The following is a 23,344-nucleotide window of genomic DNA, read 5'->3' as shown; positions in this document are numbered from 1 at the left end:
GGGATCGTCAGCGCGCGTCGAGCCGCTGCGCCACGTCGGCCGGGAACCCGCCCGTCGAGACGGGGCTCCAGCGCGTCGGAGTGACGCGCAGGAGGGACTTGTCCTGCAGTGCCATCGCCGCGCGGTACTCGTCCCAGTCGGGGTGCTCGCCCGCGATGCAGCGGTAGTAGTCGACCAGTCCGTCCGCGGCCTCGGGCATGTGGAGGACCTCGCCGTCGCCGTCGACCTGGATCCAGGCTCCGTCCCACTCGTCGGACAGCACCAGCACCGACACGGCGGACCGGCGTTCGATGTTCCGGGTCTTCGCGCGGCCCGGATACGTGGAGACGACGATCCGGCCCTCCTCGTCGACCCCGCCGGACACCGGCGACATCTGCGGCCTGCCGTCGCCCCGGGTGGTCGCGACGATCATCCGGTGCCGGGGCCGCACGAAGGCGAGCATCCCGGCACGGTCGACGGCGGTGTTCGTGGAGATCGTCCTGGCCATGCCTCCACGGTAGGCCACCGACGTGATGCGGCTCGCGGTGCGGAGTCAGCCGCCGCGGCGCCCGGACAGGAGCGCGTGGAGCAGCGGCACGATCGACACGATCATGAGCGCGGATCCGAGACCGCCGTCGTCGCTCCGCACCACCGCGCCCGCGATGAGCAGCCCTGTGAACAGGACGGCCGACACCACCCGGCGCACGGTCGCGTCGAGCCGGTTCAGCCGACGCTCGACGCTCGGCACCGTCACCGCGAGAGTGCCGTCCTCGAGGGTCGAGGCGAGCGACTCCAACCGGCGGGGGAGCCGCCAGAGCAGACCGAGGTTCTCGACCGCCTGCCGGCCCAGATCCTGCGCCACGTTGCCGCGCTCCTCCCGGATCAGCCGCTGCGCGTACGGCTCGACCGAGTCCCACAGGTTGAAGGACGGGTCGAGCGCACTGCAGACGCCGGAGGTGAGTGACATCGCCCGGATGATCAGCAGGAAGTTCTCGGGCAGCTGGAACGGCAGCGAGCGGACGACGTCGCCGAACTGCTCGGCGAACTGGCGGAACTCGCGCGGGTCGACTTCACGCAGCTCCGCGAAGCCCATCCCGCCGAAGCGCGCGAACAGCTGCGTCATCGCCTTCTCGAGCTCGCGGGAGTCGGCGGAGGGCAGCAGAACGCCGAGGTCGCGCGCCGCATCGACGAGGCCCTTGCCGTCGCGCGAGGCGGCCGCGATGAGCATCGTGCGCAGCCCCGCCCGAGTCGTCGGCGGGACCTCGCCCATCATCCCGAAGTCGATGAAGGTGAGCCGCCAGGGCAGCTCGGCGCCGGGGGTCGGAGTGACGAACACGTTCCCCGGGTGCGGATCCGCGTGGAACCAGCCGGTCGTGAACAACTGGTCGAACATCACCGCGGCGAACACCGGAGCGACGTCGCGCGGGTCGATGCCGGCCGCGCGCAACCCGTCGGCGTCGGTGATCTTGATCGCGGTGACGTCCTGCAGGGTGAGGACCTTGCGGGTCGAGCGCTCCCAGACGACGTCCGGCACGCCGATCCGCGGGTCGCCGGCGAAGTCCGCGGCGAAGCGGACGGAGTTGGCGGCCTCCTGCAGGTAGTCGATCTCCTCGAGGCTGGTCGCTGCGAACTCCTCGACGAGCGCGGGGGCGTCGACGCGGTCGGAGACGAGGCGGACGTGGGTGAGCCAGCGCCCGACCCGGCGGAGCGCGGCGAGGTCGACGTCGACGATCGCGTCGATCCCGGGTCGCTGCACCTTCAGGATCGCGGTGGTGTGACCGGTGTCGGCTGAGTCGAGCGGCGACAGGAGCGCCCGATGGGCCTGGCCGAGCGACGCCGCCGCCACGGGCGACTCGTCGACTCCGGCGTACGCGCGCTCCAGTGACATGCCGAGCTCGGCCTCGGCGAGGGCGCGGATGCGGGGGAAGGGGACGGGCGGGACCTCGTCCTGCAGTCCCTCGAGCTCCCGCGTGATCTCGGGCGGCAGGACGTCCAGGCGCGACGACATGAACTGCCCGACCTTGATCATCAGACCGCCCAGCTCGACCGCGAGCACGTGGAAGCTGCGGGCGAACCGCCGCATCCGGTGCGGTCGCGTGCGCAGGGCGATCACGTTCAGCCCCAGCCGGGGGAGGACCAGATCGAACCACCAGGTCACCGCGAGGTGCCAGGCGGCGAAGCGCAGGATGCGGCGGTAGCGCCGCCGCTCACTGCTCGCTCGGCGGCCCGGGTCCCCAGGACCCGGGCTGTCCGACGGCACCCGGGTCAGTCCTGCGCGAGGATCGCGTACAGGCGGCGGCGCACGTCCTCGAGTTCGGTCACGGCCTGGCGGATCTGGGCGGGGGTTCCCGAGCGCTGCACCTGCGCGGCGGCCTGCGCCAGCGCGATACCCGCCTTGGGCAGGGCGCCGGCCTCGACGCCGTCGGTCTCGGCGAAGGGGGAGGAGGCTCCGGACGCGGCGACCTGGGCGTGGCCCGCCTCCGTGAGGGAGTAGGTCTTGCGGCCGTTCGACTCGTCGGCCGAGATCAGTCCCTCGTCGGCGAGGAGCTGGAGGGTGGGGTAGACGGAGCCGGGGCTCGGCTTCCAGCTGCCTCCGCTGCGCTCCTCGATCTCGTGGATGATCTGGTAGCCGTGCATGGGCTGCTCCGCGAGGAGCGCCAGGACGGCCGCGCGGACGTCGCCGCGCCCGACCCGGGTGCCGACCCGCTTCTCGAAGCCGGCGCGCGCCTGCTCCATCGCCTGCCAGATGCTGTCGATCGGGTTGCCGGCGCCGAACGCACCGGTCGAGGAAGAGCTGTTCATGATGACCTCCGTTTTTCCGAACGATACTCAGCGACATGTACGCCGACTGTGAGCGACATGATCGGTGCGCAGTCCGACGCGAAGCTCGGGGGGACTCCCGGGCGACGTCGGATCAGAGGGTGCCGCTGTCCGGGACCGGTCGGCGGACCGTGAACTCGAGCGCGAGCTTCGGCGCCGTGCGCGTGTCGTAGACGACCGTGAGGTAGCGCTTCCCGATCCGGGCGCCGAGGGCCGTGAGGAACGGCGCCGCCTCGAGGAGTCGGCCGCGGTGCGGTTCCCGATCGACCGTCACGCAGGTCGTCTCGAGGAGGTCGGAGTGGTGGAGACGGCCGGTCGACGTGTTCCTGGGGGAGCGGACCGCGACGTGGCGGGGATCGCGGGCGCGGAGGACGTCGTTCGCGTGGGCGGCGAGCCGGGTCTCGAGGGCGTCCTTCCGGTCGCCCGGGCCCGCCTTCGCCGTGCGGACCGCGTCCCACAGGGTCGGATAGCGGATCTGCCGGATCTGCTCGACCATCCAGAGCGGCAGGCTCGACGACTCGGCCCTCTCGATGGCGGCGACCTGCTGCGGAGTGAGGTCGACGAAGTTCGACGGATGCGACCGGTTCAATGGATGCCGGTAGTAGGAGTACGAGAGCGAGATGCCGTCGACCCTCGCTCGATCACTGAGGGTCGCCGCGGCGAGCTCGGAGAGGTGCGGCTGGGCGGCGAATCCGAAGACGGGCCCGTCGAGGGACCGCAGGGTCGCCTCCACCCCGGACGGCTCCAGCGGATCTCGGGTCGTCACGGTGGCGGTCGTCATGGATGGGCTGCTCCTGGAGGCGTCGGCTGCGGCGGAGAACGGTGCGTCGAACCCTCAGCGGAAGGACCACGTCCCTCCGAACCACTATCTTTATCGTAAAGTTACTTTACGACGAAGGTTTCTCTCTGCACAAGCCGTCGTCGGCCTCGCGAGGATGCCGATTCGTCGCGAGAGCAGCCTCGTTCGCGCGGACGACGGAGTGTCGAGATCGGCATCGCCGCCGGGACCGGTCCGAGTGCGTCGTCCGTTGCCGTCGGAACGGAGGGGTGGCTCGGGTCCTGGCATCGGTTCGGACTGACATAATGTGCATTATCGGATATTGAACGAAAGGCGCCTGGCGCCGGTTTCCCGTGCCGACGGATCGTCGCCGACCCGACGCCTGCGGCGACTACGCGCCGACGAAGTCCGTGATGTCGCCCACCAGGCGCGTGTTCTCCGCCGGGATCGGCTCGACGGCCGCCAGAGCGACCTCGGCGGCGAACTCTCCGACGTTGTAGAGCTTGCCGGCCGACTCGCGGCGCGAGCTGATCGCTCCGGGGTTCGAGCGCTCGAGCAGCGTCGCCGTGATGGTGCCCTCGATCATGTCGCCCGACACCACGACGAACTCGATGCCGCGCTCGGCGAGCTCGGGGATGCGGTCGCGCAGGGCGTCCTCACCCGCGCGCTTGGACAGCGCGACGGGCTCGTACTCGGGCATCGTCGGCGTCGAGCGGATGAAGTGGGCCTGGTGGCTCGTCACGAAGACGATGCGCGAGCCCTCGCCGAGCAGCGGCAGCGCCGCCTCGAGGGTCGCCACCTGGGAGTCGCGGTTCAGGACCATCGCGTAGTCCTCGCCCATGTTGCTCTCCATGCCGCCGGACGCGTTCAGGACCAGCACGTCCAGTCCCCCGAGCTCGTCCTGGATGCGGGCGAAGAGGTCGGTGCGCGACTGAGCGTCGGTGAGATCCGCTCCGACCGCGAAGGCCGAGCCGCCCGCGGCGACGATCTGGTCGACGAGCTTGTTCGCCCGCGGCGCCTTGGAGCGGTAGTTGACGACCACACGGGCGCCCGCCTCGGCGAAGTAGCGGATCGTGTCCGCGCCGATGCCGCGGGAGGAGCCGGTGACGAGGACGCGCTTGCCGTCGAGCGAGCCGGGAGCGAGGGGGTTGGACACGAGGAGATCCTCCAGGACGCCGATGCGAAGACCGGGGCGGGCACGATGACGGGCCGGGGCCCCGACAGGCGATCCTACCGAAACCGTCCGCCCCGCGCCCCTCGACCCGGCCGCCGACCCTCCCAGCCCGCTTCCGGGGGGCCTTGTTACGGTGGAACCGCTCATCCGGGGAAGGAGCAACCAGCATGGACGCTGTCCTCCAGTACGCGTGGATCCTCTGGCTCGCGCTGATCCTGATCTTCGTGATCGTCGAGATGATCACTCTCGAGTTCACGTTCCTGATGCTCGCCGTCGGCAGCATCGGCGGACTCCTGACCGGCCTCGTCGGAGCGCCCTTCTGGGTGCAGGTCCCGGTCGCCGCGGTCCTCGCGGTGCTGCTGCTGCTGACCGTCCGTCCGCCCCTGCTCCGCCTGCTCCGACGCGGCGGTGATCCGGCTCCGATCGGCGCCGACGCCCTGCTCGGACTCGCGGGCAGCGTCGTGATCGCGGGCGACGGCCCCGGTCAGGTCAAGCTGGCCAACGGCGAGACCTGGACGGTACGCCTGTCGCCGCTCGTCGAATCACGTCCACTCGGTCTCGGCGAACGTGTCGTCGTCACCGCCATCGACGGCGCGACCGCTGTCGTCGTCCCCGCCGAAAGGAGCTCCTCGTGACCACCTCCGCACTCGTGACGACCATCGTCGTCGCGGTGATCGTCGTCTTCGCCCTGGTCGTCCTGTTCAAATCCATCAGGATCGTCCCGCAGGCCACCGCGGGGGTCGTCGAGCGGCTCGGCAAGTACCACCGCACGCTGCTGCCGGGCCTCAATCTCGTCATCCCCTTCATCGACCGCGTGCGCCCCTCGGTCGATCTGCGCGAGCAGGTCGTCTCGTTCCCGCCCCAGCCGGTGATCACCGAGGACAACCTCGTCGTCTCGATCGACACGGTCGTCTACTTCCAGGTCACCGATGCCCGCGCGGCCACCTACGAGATCGCGAACTACCTCGGCGCCGTCGAGCAGCTCACGACGACAACACTCCGCAACGTGGTCGGTGGTCTGAACCTCGAGGAGGCGCTCACCTCCCGCGACAACATCAACGGACAGCTGCGCATCGTCCTCGACGAAGCCACCACCAAGTGGGGCATCCGCGTCGGCCGCGTCGAGCTCAAGGCGATCGACCCGCCCGCCTCCATCCAGGACTCGATGGAGAAGCAGATGCGCGCCGAGCGAGACCGCCGCGCCGTCATCCTCACCGCCGAGGGCACCAAGCAGTCGCAGATCCTGAACGCGGAGGGGCACCGCCAGGCGGCCATCCTCGCTGCTGAGGGAGACGCGAAGGCCGCGATCCTGCGCGCCGAAGGCGAGGCGAAGGCCATCACGACGGTGTTCGAGGCGATCCACCAGGGCCGTCCGGACAAGGAGCTGCTCGCGTACCAGTACCTGCAGACGCTCCCCAAGCTCGCCGACGGCAGCGCCAACAAGCTCTGGATCGTGCCGAGCGAGCTGACCGAGGCGCTGAAGGGCATCGGTGCCGCGTTCGGCCCGAAGGGCCAGGACCCCGAGCGTCCGCAGGACACCGCGGTCACTCCCCCGGCACCGCGCTTCTAGGGTCCGCGCACCGTGAGCGACAGGCGGCCGCCGTTCCTCCGGGGACGGCGGCCGCGCGTCATCGCCCACCGCGGGTTCGGGCCGGATCGGATCGGCAACACCCTGGGCGCGTTCGAGCGGGCACTGGAAGCCGGCGCCGACCTGCTCGAGACCGACGTCCGAGCCTCTCTCGACGGAGTCGCCGTCCTCGTCCACGACGAGGTCGTCCGCGATGCCGAAGGTCGGCCCCACCGGATCGGCGCCGAGCGCTGGGAGGATCTCGCGCGTCTCGTCCTCCCCGGCGGAGAGGCGCTGCTGAGCCTCGAGGACGCACTGCGGCTGCTGCCCGACGCCCTCCTGAACATCGACGTGAAGGCCCGCGCCGCGGTGGTCCCCACTGCACGTGCCGTCGACCGGCAGGGTGCGGGCGACCGCGTGCTGATCACCTCCTTCTCGGAGTCCCGCCGCGCCTCGACCGTGCGACTGCTCCCCGGAGTCGCCACATCGGCGTCCGCCCCCCGCTTCCTGGCGGCGCTGATCGGAGCGCACCTCCGTCTCCCCGCGCTCGTGCAGCTCGCGCTGCACGGGATGGACGCGCTCCAGGTCCCGGAGTCGGCGGTCGGCCTGCGCGTCACCACTCCCCCGATCCTCGCGCGCCTGCGGGTCACCGGGGTCGAGATCCATCTGTGGACCATCAACGACGCGCAGCGGATGACCCGCCTGCTCGCCCTGGGCGTCGACGGACTCGTCACCGACCGGACGGACCTCGCGCGCCGCGCCGTCGATGACCGGAAATCCCCTCTCACCTGAAGGTTCTCTGGCAAAGGAGACGACCGCAAGACCACCTCCAGGTACGCGGTCGACACTTGTCGGAGCACAGCGAGAGGAGACCACACAATGGCAGATCGAAGCTTGCGAGGAATGAGACTGGGTTCTCAGAGCCTGCAGAGCGAGGAGGGTGTCGTCTTCTCACCGCGATCGACGCACACCTACCACTGCACGAACTGCGGCCACGACACCGACATGGTGTTCTCGGCCGACGCCGAGGCGCCGGAGACCTGGGAGTGCCGCGCGTGCGGTCACGAGGCCACCCTCCTGGTGGACTCGAAGCCCGTCGTCGTCGACCGCGGTGAGCAGAAGGCGCCCCGTACCCACTGGGACATGCTGCTCGAGCGCCGCACCCGCGCGGAGCTGGAGGAGCTGCTCGAGGAGCGGCTCGCCTATCTGCGTGCCCGTCGAGGCGAGCACAAGATCGGCGCTTAGCGCCGGTCTGCGTCCCGGGGCCGGGGAGCGCGCGTCCGCAGGACGAACGAGACCAGGCCCGTGAGACCTGCGGCGAGGACGTACCAGCCGAGGTTCCGGGACCACACCAGAGCCGGGGTCGTGGTGGAGGCGAGGGGGACCTCGTCCACCATGGCACCCGGCTCGAACCATGTCAGGGAGTCGAGCGTCGAGCCGTCGGGTGCGATGATCGCGCTCGTGCCGACCGTCGAGATGTTCACCACGCTCCGGCCGGTCTCGATCGCCCTCAACCGCGCGATCGCGAGCTGCTGGACGCTCTCGTCCGTGCGCCCGAAGTCGGCGTTGTTCGTCTGGGCGAGGATGATCTCGGCGTCGCCGTCGATCATCGCATTCGTCAGGGCGTCGTCCGAGATGTCGAAGCAGATCGCGATGCCCGCCAGCACGCCGTCGATGTCGAACACGTTCGGCCGGGTGCCGATCGAGTAGTCCCGGCTCACCAGATCGACGAGGTCCGGAGCGAACATCCGCCAGAACGCCCGATCCGGCATGTACTCGGCGAACGGCACCGGATGCACCTTGTCGTAGACCTGAGTCGCGCCCTGCCCCGCCTTCCACAGCAGCGAGCTGTTGTAGAAGACGTCCTCCTCGGGGTTGGTGATCGTGCCGACGATGAATGGAGCGTCCATGGTGCGGCTGAGGTAGTCGAGCACCGCGGCCGACTGGGCGTTGCGCGTCGGATCGATGTCGACGCCGTTCTCGGGCCAGACGACCATGTCGACGTCCTCGTCGAGCACGGGAAGAGTCGCGGAAGTGTGGTCCTCGAGGATCTGCCCGCGATAGCTCTCCGAGAAGAGGCCCGCGTCGGAGTCGCCCTGGATCGCCGCGATACGGGTCGTCCCGTCGGTCGGCGCCGGCCACGCGGGGAACACCAGGGCGCCGATCGCGAAGCCGGCGACCGTCGCGACTCGGGCGGTGCCGGGGACCGAGACCTCACGGACGGCCTGCGCCAGGAGCGCCGCGAGGAACGCCACCACGAAGCTCAGCCCGGTGAATCCGATCCAGGCGGCGAGATCGGCCAGCGGGCCCGTCGACTGCGAGAGCGCGAGCCTCCCCCAGGCGAAGCCGCCGTACGGCCAGACGCTCGTGATCGTCTCGCGGCCCGCCCAGAGTGCGGCGAGCAGGGCCGGGATGCCGACCATGCGCCCGAGCGGTCCGGTCCAGACGAAGTGGCCGCGGGTGGACACGAGCGCCATCAGACCGGCGGAGAGGGCGAAGAAGATCGCCTGGAGTCCCGCCAGGGCCGCCCACGGGACGGGCCCGAGGTACAGCGTCAGCCACTCGATGTGGACGCCCCAGAACACGCCGCCGCCGACGAGGCCCACCAGCGCACCGCTCCAGAAGCCGCGACCGGCGAGCGCGAACAGGATCGCCGCGGCGCCCACGATCGCGAGCGGCCAGACGTCGGTGTCCGGGAACCCGCGGTCCAGGACCGCTCCCCCGAGCGCGGCGAGGATCAGCGCGAGCCACAGCGGTGCCGTGCGCCCCGGAGGCGCAGGAGTCGCTCCGGTCATGCGACCGCGGAGTAGGCGACGATGCCCCGGCGCACGAGGTCGAGTGCCGTGCGGGCGGCGCGGCCGACCTTGCCGTCGGCGACCACCGAGAGCTGATCGAGGAGGTCGATGGTCTGCTTCGCCCACCGGACGAAGTCTCCGGCCGCCATGTCGGCTTCGCGCAGGACGGCGTCCAAGGGCATCCCGCGGGCCCACATGTTCATCGCGAGCGCGAGGCTCGTCGAGATCGGGTTGCTGCCGGGAAGCCGGTGGTCGCGCTCGACGTCGTCGAGTCGCGCCCAGAGCAGCTGCGTCTTCTCGAGCGCCTCGGGGAAGCCTCCGCGCGGCAGGAACTTCTCGTTGAGCGTCCCCTCCTCGCGCCGCGGCTCGAAGACGAGGCAGCAGGCCATCGCCGCGAGGCCGGCCGGGTCGAGCTCCGTCCACGCCTGCTTCCGGAGGCACTCCGCGACGAGCAGATCGCGCTCCCCGTAGATGCGGCGCAGGGTCCGCCCGTTCGGCGTGAGCGAGAGCTCGCCCGCGTCGTCGCGCCGGAAGTAGCCCAGCTCGAGGAGGACCTCGGTGATGCGGTCGAAGACCTTGGCCACCGCTCCGGTGCGCGAGCGGATCTGGCGCTCGATCTCGTCGGTCTCCCGGCGGAGCTTCCACCACCGCTCGGCCCAGCGCGCGTGCTGCTCCCGATCGGTGCAGGCGTGGCAGGGGTGCGCCTTCATCCGGCGACGGAGCGAGGTCAGCTGCCCCTGCCTCTTCTCGCGCTCGGCGTGCGAGGCGGACTCCCCCCGGATCGCGCCGCGGCGCTCGAGCTCGCTGATCTCGCGCCGGATGGCGGCGTACTGCTCGAAGTCGCCCAGGTGGCACTGCATCGCCGTGACGTAGCCGTCGAGCGACTCCTCCTGCTGGCGCACCCGTCGCGCGAGGTCGACGACGGAGCGGTCGGCCTGGAACTGGGCGAACGAGGACTCGAGGATCTCGCGCGTGCGCGTCCGGCCGAACTGCTCGATGAGGTTGCAGGCCATGTTGTAGCTCGGCCGGAAGCTCGAGTTCAGCGGGTACGTCCGGCGCGAGGCCAGCGACGCCACCGCCTGCGGATTCATCCCGCCGCGCCACTGGATGACGGAGTGGCCCTCGACGTCGATGCCGCGCCGGCCCGCGCGACCGGTCAGCTGGGTGTACTCCCCCGGAGTGATGGGGACGCGGGCCTCGCCGTTGAACTTCTCGAGCTTCTCGAGCACGACCGTGCGGGCGGGCATGTTGATGCCGAGCGCGAGGGTCTCGGTGGCGAAGACGACGCGCACGAGCTTGCGCAGGAACAGCTCCTCGACGACCTCCTTGAAGGCGGGGAGCATGCCCGCGTGGTGGGCGGCGACCCCGCGCTGCAGTCCGTCGAGCCACTCCCAGTAGCCCAGGACGGCGAGGTCCTCGTCGCGGATGGTGCGGCAGCGCTCCTCCACGATGGCGCGGATCTCGTCGCGCTCGTGCCGCTCGGTGAGCCGGACCCCCGAGCGCAGCACCTGGCGCACCGCCTGGTCGCAGCCTGCCCGGCTGAAGACGAAGAAGATGGCGGGGAGGAGGTTCTTGCCCTCGAGGATCTCCACGACCTCGGAGCGCTGGACGAGATCGTCGGCCGGACGGGTGTCCTGGAACCGACCACGACCCCGGCCGCGCGGGCCTCCCCTGCCGCCGCGCTCGACGCGCGTCCCGCCCTGAGCGAGACGCGCCAGCTCGGGGTTGACCCGGTTCGTCGCTGCCCGGCCCGAGGAGTCGAACAGGTCGAGCAGCTTGCCGCCGACGAGCACGTGCTGATCCAGCGGCACCGGGCGCTCCTCCGACACGATGACCTCGGTCTCGCCCCGGACGGTCTGCAGCCAGTCGCCGAACTCCTCGGCGTTCGACACCGTCGCGCTGAGCGAGACGAGGCGGACACGCTGCGGCAGGTGGATGATGACCTCCTCCCACACCGCCCCGCGGAAGCGGTCGGCGAGGTAGTGCACCTCGTCCATCACCACGTACGCGAGATCGCGCAGCAGATCCGAGTCGGCGTAGAGCATGTTCCGGAGGACCTCGGTCGTCATGACGACGATGCGGGCCCGGGCGTTGACGTTCGAGTCGCCGGTCAGGAGGCCCACCTCGGACGCGCCGTAGTCCTCGACGAACTCCTGGAACTTCTGGTTGCTGAGCGCCTTCATCGGCGTCGTGTAGAAGACCTTGGCGGTCGGGTCCTGCATGGCGAGGTGGATCGCGAACTCGGCGACGGCGGTCTTCCCCGCACCCGTGGGGGCCGCGACCAGGACGCTCCGACCGTCGTCGAGAGCGCTGCACGCCTCGTACTGGAACGGATCGAGGTCGAACGCGAGGGTCGAGCGGAACGACTCGACCCTCGCGTGGCCCTGGCGGGTGCGGAACGCGGCGAACCGCTCCGACGGGGACTGATCGCTCACGCGGGCAGGTCGGAGGCGGTGCCGTCGAACACCGGCTGGCGCTTCGCGACGCGACGGTCGTGGAGGATCGCGATGCCGCACGCGAGGAAGAACAGCACGATGATCGGGATCGCGAGCAGGAACATCGAGATCGGGTCCGCCGCGGGAGTCGCGATCGCGGTGAAGAAGACGATCACCATGATCGCGATGCGCCACGACTTCAGGATCAGCATGCCGGGCAGGATCCCGAGGAAGTTCAGCAGCACCAGGAACACCGGCAGCACGAACGCGATGCCGACCATCAGGACGAGCTTGAGCACGAAGTCGTAGTAGTACTTCGCATCGATGAAGCTCGCCGCGTTGTCCCCGGTGAAGCCGGTGAGCAGCTCGACGATGTGCGGGAAGACGAACCAGCCCGCCGCGCATCCGGCGAAGAAGAGCGGAATGGCGGTCAGGATGAACCCGAGCCCGTACCGCATCTCCTTCTTGGTGAGACCGGGGACGAGGAACGCCCAGATCTGGTAGAGCCACACCGGGCTCGCAATCACGATGCCGACCGTCATGGCGATCTGGAGGCGCAGATCGAAGGCGCCCGCGATCGTCGGGAAGTTGAGGATCGCCTCTTTGCCCTGGGTCGACGCCACCTCGAGGATGGGCGCCTTGAGCGACTCGAAGACCCACTCCGAGACGAACCATCCGGCGATGCAACCGAGAACGATCGCGATCGCCGACTTGAAGAGCCGGTTGCGGAGCTCGATCAGGTGAGCGCCGAGGGACATGCGCCCCTCGGGATCCTTCCCCGATCGCTTCGTCCGTGGCTTCTTCGCTGCCACGGACGTCATTACTTGAGCGGTGACTCGGGCGGCGTGGTCGTGCCGGTGCCGGTGGTCGAGCCGGTGGTGGTACCGGTGGACGACGCGGGACCCTCGGTGGAGCGCTCGGAGCCGTCCTCCTCCTTCATGGTCTTGACCTCGCTCTTGAAGATGCGCATCGACTGGCCGACGCTGCGCGCGAGCTGCGGGAGCTTGGGCGCACCGAAGAGCAGGAGGATCACGGCGAGGATGATGAGGAGGTGCCACCCCTGGAGGCCAGCGAACATTGCAGACTCACTTTGCTTGTCGGTTGCGGTGTATCAGGAGCTTACCCCGTTCGACTCGCGCCGACCGGCGATCCTCGGTCCTGTCACGGCGGGAGTCGCGACGCGACTCGTGGGCCCGTCGCACCGCGTCGCGATCGGCGAAGAGCGACGACGGGGGCCGGTCGACGACCGGATCGCCGCCCTCGGGCTGGATCGCGTCGAGCTTCGCGGTGAGCTCGTCGAGCTGCCCGAGCAGAGCGCGACCCCTGCGCCAGTACGACACCAAGAAGAGCGCGAGCACCGCCAGCGCGGCGATCGCGAGCACCGCCCAGATCAGGATCCACGACCACCAGGTCACGACTCCTCCTCCCCGTTGGCCCGCAGAGCTGCGAGAGTCCACTGGGCGACGGCGACGCGAGCGGCGGGCGGAGCGACGACGGTCACGAGGCCGGGCAGAGAGGCGACCAGGCGGGTGAGGCCCTCCAGGTGCGCGACGCGGATCCGGACGAGCACTCCCTGCTCCGCCTCATCGGCGGGAACCGGCGGGAACTCGGCGTCCACGGCGTAGTCGCCGAGGAGCGGGACGGAGCTCGGCGCGACGCGGAGATCGACGAGCAGATCGGAGTCGGACGCCTCGAAGAGGCGGTCCGGCAGCGTGACCTCGTTGCGGCGGCGCAGGATCGGCGATCCGGTGTCGGCGAGACCGCGCATCCGATCGACGCGGAACGTGCGCACGCCCTCGCGGAGGTGGCACCAGCCGCGGAGGTACCAGTCGCGGTCGACGGACTCGAGGAGGAAGGGGTCGACCAGTCGCGACTCCGTCTCGCCGCGGGCGTTGCGGTAGTCGAAGGCGAGCTGGGTCCCCGAGGCCAGAGCGGTCCGGATCACCTCGAGCCCGGCATCGGCTCCGGTGCCGCGCGCGACGGCCACCGCGCTCGGCGCCGAGGAGGCTCCGCGCGACAGCTTGCCCATCAGGGCGGCGATGCGGTCGTTGCCCTGGTTCTCGGGCAGGGCGGCGAGGTACTGCATGCCGGCGATGAGCGCGGCCGCCTCCCGCGCCGAGAAGCGGGGCGAGTCGTCGATGGCGACCTGCTGGGTCAGGACGACGTGGTCGTTCTCCTCGAAGTCGTCCCAGCTGATGTCGAACAGGTCGTTCGCCTGGTACTGGGCCGTCTCTCCCGGGATGCCCGACACGGCGATGAGGCGGACGGCGCGCCGCACCTCCTCCGGGGCGATGTCGAAGTGCTCGGCGACCTCGCCGACGCTGACCCGGCCGCGGTCGAGCAGGTACGGGACGAGGGAGAGCAGGACCGCGAGGCGGTCGCGGGCCTGGAGCGTGCGGGGCCTAGCCATCGTGACTCCCTCCGGGGTCGGACTGCAGGCGGTGGTCGGACAGGGAGCGGCGCAGGCGGCGGACCACCGCGTCGCGCAGCTCGAGCGGCTCGAGGACGACGACCTCCGGACCGTAGCCCGCGAGCTCGTCCGCCAGGATGTCGGCGTCCGTGAAGTGGAGGCGGAGCAGGTGCTCGCCCTCCCCCGCCGTCTCGGCACGGCGGCCGAGGCGCAGCGCCGCGTCGGAGTCGGGCGCCACCCGCAGGAGAGCGCTGTTGCGGCGCAGCACGTCGTCGAGCTGGGCGAGCGCCGCGACCGCGTGGTCCCCCTCCTCCGGTGCGAACGTGCGGCCCGTCGACGCGACCGGCCCGACGATGCGGGAGAGGAGGAAGGTGCGCGTCCCCTCCGCACCCTCGTCCCAGGCGTGCAGGTGCCAGCGGCCCTGGTGGTTGACGAGGGCCCGCGGCCGGACGATGCGGACACGCGGCTCGGCGGCGCCGGGCTTGAGGTAGGGGAAGCGGACGACCTGACCGCGGTCGAGCGCGGTGCTCAGCGGCTCGAAGGAGGCCTCGCGGACCCGGATGGACGGGCTGATCCCGATCACCGGGTCGACCGACTCCACGCCGATCGAGCGGAGCTTGATCAGCGCCCGGCGGGACTCGGCCGAGAGGGTGCCCTCCCGCCACACCGCGCCGGCGAGGCGGAGCAGGGCGACCTCCTCCGGATCGAAGGAGATGTCGGCGGGGAGGTCGTAGCTGCGCTTCGCGATGCGGTAGCGCACGGTCTGCGTGTTGCCCGGGTCCCCCGGGGCGTCGACCGTCTCGATCGGGATGCCGAGTTCGCGCAGATCGTCCTTGTCGCGCTCGAACTGCCGCTCAAGCGAGGAGCGATCGCCGCGGTCGGACCGCTGGCGGTAGCCCTGCACGGTCGAGAGGACGTCCGCCTTGGTCAGTCCGTTCTCGGCGGCCACGAGGGCGAGCACGAGGTTGAACAGACGCTCCTCGGCCGGGATGCGGCTCGAGGGAGAAGCATCGGCGGGCACGCCCTCCAGTCTAGGGCGCAATTGGTCCCATCGATCTCGAGGATCATCCTCGCAGCCGCGTGCCAAAGGCTTTTGTTAGGACTCCAGTTAGATACTGCAAAAATCTCAGGGCCCGAGGAGCTATCGCTACCCACCTACGTGTGACCGTCGACCTGCAACGCCAAATTCGCTTGAACCGATCCATTTCCGTAACGAGATGACGTCAATTTAGGCGCCGGCAGTCCCGGAGGACCAGATGGCACGATTTCCTTCCCAGAGTGGCTTATTGTAAAGTACCAAGTTGCCATCCGCCTGCATCACAAGATTATGAACGCCGTATTGGTTTGCCGTTCCTGTGGACCACCAGACTCGCTGAGTCCACGGAGGAAGATTATAAATGACGACATTGCCGTCACCCTGAAATTTGAGTGTCTTCGACGAAGATGACGATGAATTGGACGACCAGACTGCCCGAGATCCCTTGTAGACTACGAAATTACCGTCGCCTTGAAACACTGCTTTGAATGACCCTTGCGTAAGGCAGAACGTTCCTGCTCTGAAGTCACGTTCCTAGTGAAAAACGTTTCCGTAGCTGTATGAACTTTGGGAACCGCAACTGATCGGCGGTTCGGAAGCGGCTTGAGCTGGCGCCGCGAGGAAGAGGTTAGTTCCCGCGACCAGACCGATGGCCAGGCCCCCTGCCAACAACCGATCCCGCACTTTTCCCCGCATAACAACATCCCCCTCTTAGCCAAGAATATCAATGACAAAGATGAGTGTAGATCCAGCTGGAATCTTCGGATTGTCAGTGTCGCCATATCCTTCGTCCGGTGGCACGATCGCGATGACCTGCGAGCCGACGGGCTGGTCGATGAGGGCCTCGGCGAAGCCGGGGATCACTCCGCCCTGGGTCGTGGAGCCGTCGGCCGCGGTGAAGACGACCGGCGCGCCCTTCTCCCAGCTGGAGTCGAAGGTCTCGCCCGTGCTCCAGAGCCAGCCGGTGTAGGCGACGACGACCTGGTCGCCCTCCTCGACGACCTCGCCGTCGCCCTTCTTCAGCTGCGCGATCTCGAGCTCGGTCGGAGCGTCGCCCGAGGGCTTCGCCAGCCCCGGCTGACCGTTCTCGTCGAGAGTCACGGTCGGGAAGCCGCTGGGAGCGGGCTGCTGCTCGCCGTTCGCGCGGGCGAGCGAGGCGCTCTGCACGTCGGCGACCAGGACGAGGGTGTCCTCGGGCGAGATGCCGAGCTGGGCCGAGGACTCGCCGAAGCCGTCCTCCGGGGCGATCGCGATCGCGACGCGAGAGCCGACCTGCGTGCAGAGCAGGCCGTCGTTCAGGCCCACCAGGCCGGAGCCGCCCACGGCGAAGCGTGCGGTGCTCTCGCCGTCGTACGGGGAGGCCTCGAGCACGCTGCCGTCGGCGCCGTTGACGAGCGTGTAGTCGATCGTGACCAGCTGGCCCTTCTCCAGCGGGTCGCCCGAGCCCTCGATCAGGGTGCTGACCTGCGAGGTCGAGACCTTCAGCGGGCTCGGCACCGTCACGTCGGGCTGCGAGCCGAAGTCGCCGCTCGCCTCGACCGCCGACGACGAGTCGCCCGAGGAGAAGGGGGCGTCGCAGTCGGCCGTCGGCGAGGACGCGGAGCATCCCGCGAGAGCGGCGACGATGCCGATGCTGGCGATGAGCGCGGTGGTGCGGCGCACGGGTCCTCTATTCGACGGGTGGAGCGGGGGCCCGGGTGCGGGGCCATCGGGACGGCGGCCCGGAGGCCGGAATCAGCTTAGACGATGCCCTCGTCGCCCTCGGAGCCGTCCGAGGGCTCCTCGGCGCCGAAGCCTCGCGCCCGCGACAGCTCTGCGCTGGTCGCCGATTCGCGGACCCGCTTGCGGAGGCTCTTGGGGCTGACCGCCCGCTCGCCGAGTGCGCCGGGCGTCCAGGCCTCGACGTCCTCGTCGCTGAAGTCGGTCTTGGACGGGCGGCGCTTGAGCTCGGGGAGCACGGTGTCCGGAGCGAGCCGGCGCGCGGTGATCAGGAAGCCGGTGTGCCCGATCATGCGGTGGTCCGGGCGCACGGCCAGGCCCTCCACGTGCCAGCCGCGCACCATCGTCTCGTTGGAGGACGGGTTGGTGAAGAGACCGGACGCGCGGATCGCCTCGGCCGTCCGCGAGAGCTGCGTCACGGTCGCGACGTAGCAGAGGAGCACTCCGCCGGGGGTGAGCGCCTCGGCGGCGACGTCGAGGCACTCCCACGGCGCGAGCATGTCGAGGACCACGCGGTCGGCCTCGCCTGCCGGCACCGCTCCGGGCAGCTCGTCGACGAGGTCGCCGACGGTGACGGTCCAGTTGTCGGGCGTGTAGCCGAGGAACGTCTCGACGTTGGCGCGGGCGACGTCGGCGAACTCGTCGCGGCGCTCGAACGAGGCCAGGCGGCCGGTCGGTCCGACCGCGCGCAGGAGCCACAGCGAGAGGGCCCCCGAGCCCACGCCCGCCTCGACGACGCGCGCACCGGGGAACACGTCCGCGAGCGCGAGGATCTGCGCGGCGTCCTTGGGGTAGACGATCGCCGCTCCGCGCGGCATCGACATCACGAAGTCGGCCAGGAGCGGTCGGAGGGCCAGGTGCTCCACCCCGACGGTGTTGACGACCACGGAGCCGTCGGGCAGGCCGATGATCGTGTCGTGCTCGATCCCTCCGCGGTGCGTGTGGAAGACCTTGCCCGGGATGAGCGTGATGGTGTTCATCCGCCCCTTCGGCCCGGTCAGCTGGACGCGATCGCCCGCGCGGAAGGGTCCGGAATGCTGCAGTGCCTCACCGGTCATCGGAGGGCCTCCGTCTCGGTCGTGAGCGGTCGGTCGCCGCTGTGCTCGGAGGACACCAGCGCGAGGTCCGCGAGGGTGCGGCCCGCGAGGGTGGGCCAGAGGGAGTAGGGAGCGTCGGAGTCGAGCTCGAGCTGGTGGGGCACGCCGATCGCGGCGGCGCCGGAGGCGACTGCGGCGGCGAGGCCCGCGTGCGAGTCCTCGATCGCCACGCACGCGCCGACGGGCACGCCGAGGGTCCGCGCGGCGAGCAGGTACGCCTCGGGGTCGGGCTTGCTCCGCTCCACCATGTCGCCGCTGACGACGGCGTCGAACGCCGGGAAGGGCAGGCGGTCGACGACGGCGTGCGCCATCCGTCCGATGGACATCGTCACCAGGGCCTGGGGCACGCCCGCGTCTCGCACCGCGGCGAGGAGCTCGAGCGCCCCGGGCCGCCAGGGGATCTCGACGGCCAGCTGCGCGACGACCTCGTCGGTCATCCGGTCGATGATCTGCTCGACGCTCAGGTCGACGCCCTTGCCCTGCAGGATGCGGGCAGAGGCGGGCAGCCCCGATCCGACGAGGCTCATCGCGTCCTCGTGGGTCCAGACACCGCCGTAGGACGCGACGAGCGCGTGCTCGGAGGCCATCCAGTACGGCTCGGTGTCGACGAGCGTGCCGTCCATGTCCCAGAGGACCGCGGCCGGGGCGTCGAGGGTCGGGCGCGCGGCGGAGGAGTCGGAAGTCACGAGCGACCATCGTACCGGCAGCCCTGCATGAGCCGTCCGTACGCGGACAGCGGAAAGCACCGGCGTCGCGCGGGCGCGGGCGGGGCGGGTCCTATCCTTGTGCAACGGGTGCCCGCGGACCGCGCAGGCCCGGACCTCGAGCCGAACGCGGAGATCGTGCCTATGAACGTGATCAAGGGAAACGTCCTCGTCGTGGCCTTCGAAGGCTGGAACGACGCGGGGGACGCCGCGAGCGGGGCGGTCCGCCTCGTCAAGGACGACGGCGACTACGTGCCCCTGTTCGCGGTCGACGCCGAGCAGTACTACGACTTCCAGTACACCCGTCCGATGCTCTCGATCGGCGAGGACGGCCGGCGCACGCTCGCGTGGCCCGGCACCCAGATCTTCGGACCGGCCGACACCTCCGTCCACGCCGAGAGCGCGCTCTACGTGATGATCGGCACCGAGCCGTCGCGGAGCTGGAAGAGCTTCGCCGCGGAGGTCGTCGACGCGATGCTCGCCATCGACATCTCGGCCGTCGTGTTCCTCGGCGCGATGCTCGCCGACGTCCCGCACACCCGGCCGATCTCGATCTTCGCCTCGAGCGAGAACGCCGAGCTGCGCTCCGAGCTCGAGCTCGAGCGCTCGAGCTACGAGGGCCCCGTCGGCATCCTCAGCGTGATCGGCGACGCGGCGCAGAAGGTCGGGATCCCCGCCGTCTCGATCTGGGCCTCGGTCCCCCACTACGTGCACAACGCGCCCTCGCCCAAGGCGATGCTGGCGCTGCTCGAGAAGCTCGAGGAGGTCGTCGGCCTGGGCATCCCCCGCGGCGACCTCGTCGAGGAGGCCGAGGAGTGGGAGCGCGGGATCGACGCGCTCGCGGCCGACGACGAGGAGATGGCCGCCTACATCGCCCAGCTCGAGCAGGCGCGCGACACGGTCGACTCGCCCGAGGCGAGCGGCGAGGCCATCGCGCAGGAGTTCGAGCGCTACCTCCGTCGCCGTGGCGACGGCCGCTCGGGCGAGGAGCCCTGGCGGGCGTGACCTGCTGAGCCGCGCGTCGCCGCAGCTCCTGCCGGGAATCAGCCCAGGCGGATCCCGAGCAGGGCGTCGACGGTGTCGCGCAGCAGCGCGGGGTCGTCGACCCCGGTCGCGGCGACGGCGTCCAGGAGTGCGATCGCGCCCGGAGCGTCCATGTCCTCGCGGAGGACGGCGCGGAGCCGCTCGAGCACCTCGAGAGCCGAGGCGGTCCCGGTCGCCGCGAGCGACGCCTCCCAGCGGCCGAGACGCTCGACGGCCGCGGGCAGATCCTCCGGCAGCCACTCCCAGTCGGAGCGGTAGTGGTGCGCGAGGAGCGCGAGGCGGATCGCCCGCGGATCCGCGCCCTGGGCGCGCAGTCGCGACACCAGCACGAGGTTGCCGAGCGACTTGCTCATTTTCTCGCCCTCGTAGCCGACCATGCCGGCGTGCGCGTAGGCACGGGCGAGCGGACGGCCGGACAGCGAGGCGGCGTGACCGGCGCTGAACTCGTGGTGCGGGAAGACGAGGTCGCTCCCGCCGCCCTGCAGCGTGAAGTCGGGGCCGAGCCGATCGAGCGCGATGACCGAGCACTCGATGTGCCAGCCGGGGCGGCCTCGACCGACGGCGGAGTCCCAGGCGGGCTCCCCCGGACGCTCGGCGCGCCAGAGCAGCGGGTCGAGCGGGTGCCGCTTGCCGGCCCGCTCCGGATCGCCGCCGCGGAGTGCGAACAGCTCGGCCATGGCGGCGGAGTCGAGTCGGCTCTCGCTGCCGAGGTGCCAGACGGCGCTCTCCGCCGCGGCGACGTCGTAGTAGAGGTCCGCGGCGCCCTCGGTCTCAGCGTCGGGCGCGGGGACGCGGTAGGCCACTCCGTCGCGCTCGAGACGGGCGACCGCGTCGGCGATCGGCTCGACGCTCTCGGTGACGCCGATGTAGTGCGCCGGCGGCAGGATGCGCAGCGCGGCCATGTCCCCGCGGAACAGCTCCACCTGCTCCTCGGCGAGGTGCCGCCAGTCGACGCCGGTCGCCGTCGCGCGCTCGAGGAGCGGGTCGTCGACGTCGGTGATGTTCTGCGCGTAGTCGACCTCGACACCCGCGTCGCGCCAGAGCCGCTGCACGGTGTCGAAGGCGAGATAGGTCGACGCGTGACCGAGATGGGTGGCGTCGTACGGCGTGATGCCGCAGACGTAGAGGCGGGCGGTCCCCTCCGGGGCCGCGAGCTCGACGAGCCCGCCGGTCGAGGTGTCGTGGATCCGGGGCACGGGTCCGGCTCCCGGCAGAGCGGGGAGGTCCGGGGAGGTCCAGGCGCGCATCTAGGCGGCGATGAGCCCGGTGCTGAGCGCGACCATCAGGACGCCGCCGAGCAGGATCCGGTAGATCACGAACGGGAGGAAGCTGCGGCGCGAGATGTAGCCCATGAAGAACGCGATAACGACGAAGCCGACGACGAACGCGACCACCGTCGCCACGAGCGTCTCGACTCCGCCGACCTGGATCTGGTTCGGCAGGACCTCGGGATCGGTGAGGCTCTTGTAGAGCTGGTAGAGCCCGCTGCCGAACACGGCGGGGATGGCCAGGAGGAACGAGTAGCGGGCCGCTGCGGCGCGCTCGTAGCCCATGAAGAGACCGGCGGTGATGGTGCCGCCCGAGCGCGAGACGCCCGGGATGAGGGCCAGCGCCTGGGCGCCGCCGTAGATGAGTCCGTCGCGGCCGTTCAGATCGCGCAGGCGGCGCTTCTTCGCTCCGACGTGGTCGGCGATGCCGAGCAGGATGCCGAAGAGGATGAGCGTCGTGGCGACCACCCAGAGCGAGCGGAGCGTCGTCTCGATCGCGTCCTGGAAGATCAGGCCGAGGACGATGATCGGGAGGCTGCCGATGATGATCAGCCAGCCCATCCGGGCGTTCGGATCGGAGCGGGGCACGCGGCCCACGAGCGACCGGCACCAGTTGCCGACGATCTTCACGATGTCGCGCCAGAAGTAGATGATCACCGCGGTCTCGGTGCCCAGCTGCGTGATCGCGGTGAACGCCGCACCCGTGTCGCGGCCGCCCAGGCCCGGCAGCAGCTCGCTGACGATGCGGAGGTGGGCGCTGGAGGAGATGGGGAGGAATTCGGTCAGACCCTGGACGAGTCCCAGGATCAGCGCTTCGAGCAGGCCCATGCGTCACTTTCGAGGAGGGCTGGGGCGTCGTCGGCCAGCAGGCGGTCGGTGGCGGTCGGAAGGCCGGCCTCAGGATCGCAGGAGCAGATCGGTCAGGACCTTCCTGCCAAACACTAGTGCGTCGAGCGGAACCCGCTCATCGACCCCGTGGAACAGCGCGGGGAAGTCGAGGGACCCCGGCAGCTGCAGCGGCGCGAAGCCGTAGCCCGTGATGCCGAGGGTCGAGAGGGCCTTGTTGTCGGTCCCTCCGGAGAGCAGGTAGGGCAGCACCTCGGCCTCGGGGTCGAACCGCCGGAGCGACGCCGCCATGCTGTCGACCAGGGGGCCTGCGAACGGGACCTCGAGGCCGATGTCGCGGTGCTGGACCTCGATCTCGATGTGCTCGCCGGCGAGCTCGCGGATGCGCTCGAGCACCGCGTCCTCCTCGCCGGGGAGCACGCGGACGTCGACGACGGCCTCGGCGAACTCGGGGATGACGTTGGCCTTGTATCCGGCGGAGAGCATCGAGGGGTTCGCTGTGGTGCGCAGCGTGGCCGCGATGAAGCGCGAGGCGGTGCCCGTGGCGATGGCGAGCTCCTCCGGAGTGCTGCGCTGGGGATCGCGGCCGAGGATGCGGGCGACCTCGCCGAGGAGCTCGCGCGTGGTGTCGGTGAGGCGGGTGGGCCACTCCTCGCTGCCGATGCGCGCGATCGCCTCGGCCAGGCGCGTGACCGCGTTCTCGCGGTTGATCTGCGAGCCGTGTCCGGCGGTGCCGCGGGCGCGGAGCTTGAGCCAGAGCAGCGCCTTCTCTCCGGTCTGCACGAGGTAGGCGCGCGTGCCGTCGAGGTCGATGGAGTAGCCGCCGACCTCGCTGATCGCCTCGGTCGCCCCGTCGAACAGCTCGGGACGGGTCTTCACGAGGTGCCCGGAGCCGCGCACGCCGCCCGCCTCCTCGTCGGCGAAGAACGCGACGACGAGATCACGGGAGGGTCGACGGCCGGAGCGGAGGACGTCGCCGAGCGACGCCAGGATCATCGCGTCCATGTTCTTCATGTCGACGGCGCCGCGACCCCAGAGCATGCCGTCCTTGATCACCCCGCCGAAGGGGTCCACGCTCCAGTCCTCGGCGATCGCCGGGACCACGTCGAGATGCCCGTGCACGACGAGGGCGCCGCGCTCGCGGTCCTCCCCCGCGACCCGGGCGACGACGCTCGTGCGTCCCGGGTCCGAGTCGACGAGCTCCGGCTCGAGGCCGAGGTCGCGCAGGTACGACGCGACGTACTCGGCGGCCTCCCGCTCGGGCTCCGCCCGGCCCTCGCCGTAGTTGCTCGTGTCGAAGCGGATGAGGTCGCGCGCGATCAGCGCGGTCTCGTCGAGCTCCTGGTCGGGGACGGAGGAGTGGGGGGCGCTGGTCATGCCCCCACGCTACCGGCGGGCCGCGGTCATGGACCGCTCCGAAACCGTGCTAATGTCTTCTTCGGCCGCGGAAACGCAGGCCGGAGACAACACTCGTCCGGGTGGCGGAAATGGCAGACGCGCTAGCTTGAGGTGCTAGTGCCCGTATAGGGCGTGGGGGTTCAAGTCCCCCCTCGGACACAGATCGAGAACGACGCATCGGAACCCCTGTTCCTCTTCGGAGGAGCGGGGGTTCTCGCATGTCCGAAGGCGATCGGGTCGGTTCGGGCGGTCGGTTCTGCCGTCGATCAGGCTG

Annotated in this window: 23 protein-coding genes and 1 tRNA gene; 6 read left to right on the top strand and 18 right to left on the bottom strand. The window is 70.4% G+C overall.

Features of this window, described 5'->3' with window-relative positions; genetic code table 11:
• Positions 1 to 7: 7 nt before the first annotated feature.
• The 5 genes from LRG51_RS01660 to LRG51_RS01640 form a co-directional block, all read right to left on the bottom strand.
• Positions 8 to 487: a PPOX class F420-dependent oxidoreductase gene (locus tag LRG51_RS01660; RefSeq protein ID WP_055792156.1), complete on the bottom strand. Its 480-nt coding sequence runs from the start codon at positions 485 to 487 to the stop codon at positions 8 to 10.
• Between the two features lie 45 nt (positions 488 to 532).
• Positions 533 to 2,248, bottom strand: a complete 1,716-nt coding sequence (locus tag LRG51_RS01655) for an ABC1 kinase family protein (protein WP_442966660.1) — start codon at positions 2,246 to 2,248, stop codon at positions 533 to 535.
• Positions 2,245 to 2,781 carry a PadR family transcriptional regulator gene (locus LRG51_RS01650; RefSeq protein ID WP_230670619.1) on the bottom strand — a complete coding sequence of 179 codons (537 nt, stop codon included), beginning with the start codon at positions 2,779 to 2,781 and terminating at the stop codon, positions 2,245 to 2,247. The genes LRG51_RS01655 and LRG51_RS01650 overlap by 4 nt, the downstream gene beginning before the upstream one ends.
• Positions 2,782 to 2,893: 112 nt before the next feature.
• Positions 2,894 to 3,580: a hypothetical protein gene (locus tag LRG51_RS01645; RefSeq protein WP_230670617.1), complete on the bottom strand. Its 687-nt coding sequence runs from the start codon at positions 3,578 to 3,580 to the stop codon at positions 2,894 to 2,896.
• Between the two features lie 388 nt (positions 3,581 to 3,968).
• Complete coding sequence (locus tag LRG51_RS01640) at positions 3,969 to 4,733, bottom strand: SDR family oxidoreductase (RefSeq protein WP_055792146.1); 765 nt, start codon at positions 4,731 to 4,733, stop codon at positions 3,969 to 3,971.
• Positions 4,734 to 4,918: 185 nt separating this feature from the next.
• On the opposite strand from LRG51_RS01640, the gene LRG51_RS01635 reads away from it, so the two are divergent.
• The 4 genes from LRG51_RS01635 (at position 4,919) to LRG51_RS01620 (ending at position 7,563) form a co-directional block, all read left to right on the top strand.
• Positions 4,919 to 5,386, top strand: coding sequence for an NfeD family protein (locus tag LRG51_RS01635; RefSeq protein ID WP_230670615.1), 468 nt, complete (start codon positions 4,919 to 4,921; stop codon positions 5,384 to 5,386).
• On the top strand, positions 5,383 to 6,321 hold the full coding sequence (locus tag LRG51_RS01630) for an SPFH domain-containing protein (protein WP_055792140.1): 939 nt from the start codon (positions 5,383 to 5,385) through the stop codon (positions 6,319 to 6,321). The genes LRG51_RS01635 and LRG51_RS01630 overlap by 4 nt, the downstream gene beginning before the upstream one ends.
• A gap of 12 nt (positions 6,322 to 6,333) precedes the next feature.
• On the top strand, positions 6,334 to 7,110 hold the full coding sequence (locus tag LRG51_RS01625; RefSeq protein WP_230670612.1) for a glycerophosphodiester phosphodiesterase family protein: 777 nt from the start codon (positions 6,334 to 6,336) through the stop codon (positions 7,108 to 7,110).
• Positions 7,111 to 7,197: 87 nt separating this feature from the next.
• The gene (locus LRG51_RS01620) at positions 7,198 to 7,563 is read left to right on the top strand and encodes an RNA polymerase-binding protein RbpA (RefSeq protein ID WP_055792134.1); all 366 of its coding nucleotides are present in this window, start codon (positions 7,198 to 7,200) and stop codon (positions 7,561 to 7,563) included.
• Here the strand turns inward: LRG51_RS01620 and lnt are convergent.
• From lnt to LRG51_RS01570, 10 genes are all read right to left on the bottom strand, one after another.
• A complete protein-coding gene (gene lnt / locus LRG51_RS01615; RefSeq protein ID WP_230670609.1) occupies positions 7,560 to 9,113 on the bottom strand; it encodes an apolipoprotein N-acyltransferase in 1,554 nt (517 codons plus the stop codon). The two genes, LRG51_RS01620 and lnt, sit on opposite strands and share 4 nt — an antisense overlap.
• A complete protein-coding gene (locus tag LRG51_RS01610; protein WP_230670607.1) occupies positions 9,110 to 11,548 on the bottom strand; it encodes a DEAD/DEAH box helicase in 2,439 nt (812 codons plus the stop codon). The genes lnt and LRG51_RS01610 overlap by 4 nt, the downstream gene beginning before the upstream one ends.
• Positions 11,545 to 12,306, bottom strand: coding sequence for a twin-arginine translocase subunit TatC (gene tatC, locus LRG51_RS01605; protein WP_055792125.1), 762 nt, complete (start codon positions 12,304 to 12,306; stop codon positions 11,545 to 11,547). Before tatC ends, LRG51_RS01610 begins: the two co-directional genes overlap by 4 nt.
• 62 nt (positions 12,307 to 12,368) lie before the next feature.
• Positions 12,369 to 12,626 (bottom strand): Sec-independent protein translocase subunit TatA, encoded by a 258-nt coding sequence (gene tatA / locus LRG51_RS01600; protein ID WP_055792117.1) that lies wholly within the window; start codon positions 12,624 to 12,626, stop codon positions 12,369 to 12,371.
• A gap of 7 nt (positions 12,627 to 12,633) precedes the next feature.
• Positions 12,634 to 12,963: a hypothetical protein gene (locus LRG51_RS01595; protein ID WP_230670604.1), complete on the bottom strand. Its 330-nt coding sequence runs from the start codon at positions 12,961 to 12,963 to the stop codon at positions 12,634 to 12,636.
• Complete coding sequence (locus LRG51_RS01590) at positions 12,960 to 13,958, bottom strand: helix-turn-helix transcriptional regulator (RefSeq protein ID WP_055792112.1); 999 nt, start codon at positions 13,956 to 13,958, stop codon at positions 12,960 to 12,962. The genes LRG51_RS01595 and LRG51_RS01590 overlap by 4 nt, the downstream gene beginning before the upstream one ends.
• Complete coding sequence (locus LRG51_RS01585; protein ID WP_230670602.1) at positions 13,951 to 14,979, bottom strand: helix-turn-helix transcriptional regulator; 1,029 nt, start codon at positions 14,977 to 14,979, stop codon at positions 13,951 to 13,953. The genes LRG51_RS01590 and LRG51_RS01585 overlap by 8 nt, the downstream gene beginning before the upstream one ends.
• A 726-nt stretch (positions 14,980 to 15,705) precedes the next feature.
• Entirely contained in the window at positions 15,706 to 16,656 is a 951-nt protein-coding gene (locus LRG51_RS01580; protein WP_055792106.1) for an FKBP-type peptidyl-prolyl cis-trans isomerase, read from the bottom strand.
• 77 nt (positions 16,657 to 16,733) lie between these two features.
• Positions 16,734 to 17,771, bottom strand: a complete 1,038-nt coding sequence (locus tag LRG51_RS01575) for a tRNA (adenine-N1)-methyltransferase (protein WP_230670600.1) — start codon at positions 17,769 to 17,771, stop codon at positions 16,734 to 16,736.
• Positions 17,768 to 18,496 carry an HAD family hydrolase gene (locus LRG51_RS01570; RefSeq protein WP_268966543.1) on the bottom strand — a complete coding sequence of 243 codons (729 nt, stop codon included), beginning with the start codon at positions 18,494 to 18,496 and terminating at the stop codon, positions 17,768 to 17,770. The genes LRG51_RS01575 and LRG51_RS01570 overlap by 4 nt, the downstream gene beginning before the upstream one ends.
• Positions 18,497 to 18,658: 162 nt before the next feature.
• Between LRG51_RS01570 and LRG51_RS01565 the strand changes: the two genes are divergently transcribed.
• Entirely contained in the window at positions 18,659 to 19,519 is an 861-nt protein-coding gene (locus tag LRG51_RS01565; protein WP_055792100.1) for a proteasome assembly chaperone family protein, read from the top strand.
• A gap of 38 nt (positions 19,520 to 19,557) precedes the next feature.
• Here LRG51_RS01565 and mshC read toward each other — a convergent pair whose 3' ends face one another.
• The 3 genes from mshC to LRG51_RS01550 form a co-directional block, all read right to left on the bottom strand.
• Positions 19,558 to 20,805 carry a cysteine--1-D-myo-inosityl 2-amino-2-deoxy-alpha-D-glucopyranoside ligase gene (gene mshC, locus LRG51_RS01560; protein WP_230670598.1) on the bottom strand — a complete coding sequence of 416 codons (1,248 nt, stop codon included), beginning with the start codon at positions 20,803 to 20,805 and terminating at the stop codon, positions 19,558 to 19,560.
• Positions 20,806 to 21,654, bottom strand: a complete 849-nt coding sequence (locus LRG51_RS01555) for an undecaprenyl-diphosphate phosphatase (RefSeq protein WP_055792095.1) — start codon at positions 21,652 to 21,654, stop codon at positions 20,806 to 20,808.
• 69 nt (positions 21,655 to 21,723) lie between these two features.
• Complete coding sequence (locus LRG51_RS01550) at positions 21,724 to 23,049, bottom strand: M20/M25/M40 family metallo-hydrolase (protein ID WP_230670596.1); 1,326 nt, start codon at positions 23,047 to 23,049, stop codon at positions 21,724 to 21,726.
• 95 nt (positions 23,050 to 23,144) lie between these two features.
• Between LRG51_RS01550 and LRG51_RS01545 the strand changes: the two genes are divergently transcribed.
• A tRNA-Leu gene (locus LRG51_RS01545) sits at positions 23,145 to 23,229 on the top strand.
• Positions 23,230 to 23,344 lie beyond the last annotated feature (115 nt).

This window comes from Rathayibacter sp. Leaf248 (genome assembly GCF_920939495.1).
Classification (GTDB): Bacteria; Actinomycetota; Actinomycetes; order Actinomycetales; family Microbacteriaceae; genus Rathayibacter; species Rathayibacter caricis.
Note: the sequence above shows the minus strand (reverse complement) of the source record. Positions and strands in the feature narration are given on the sequence as shown.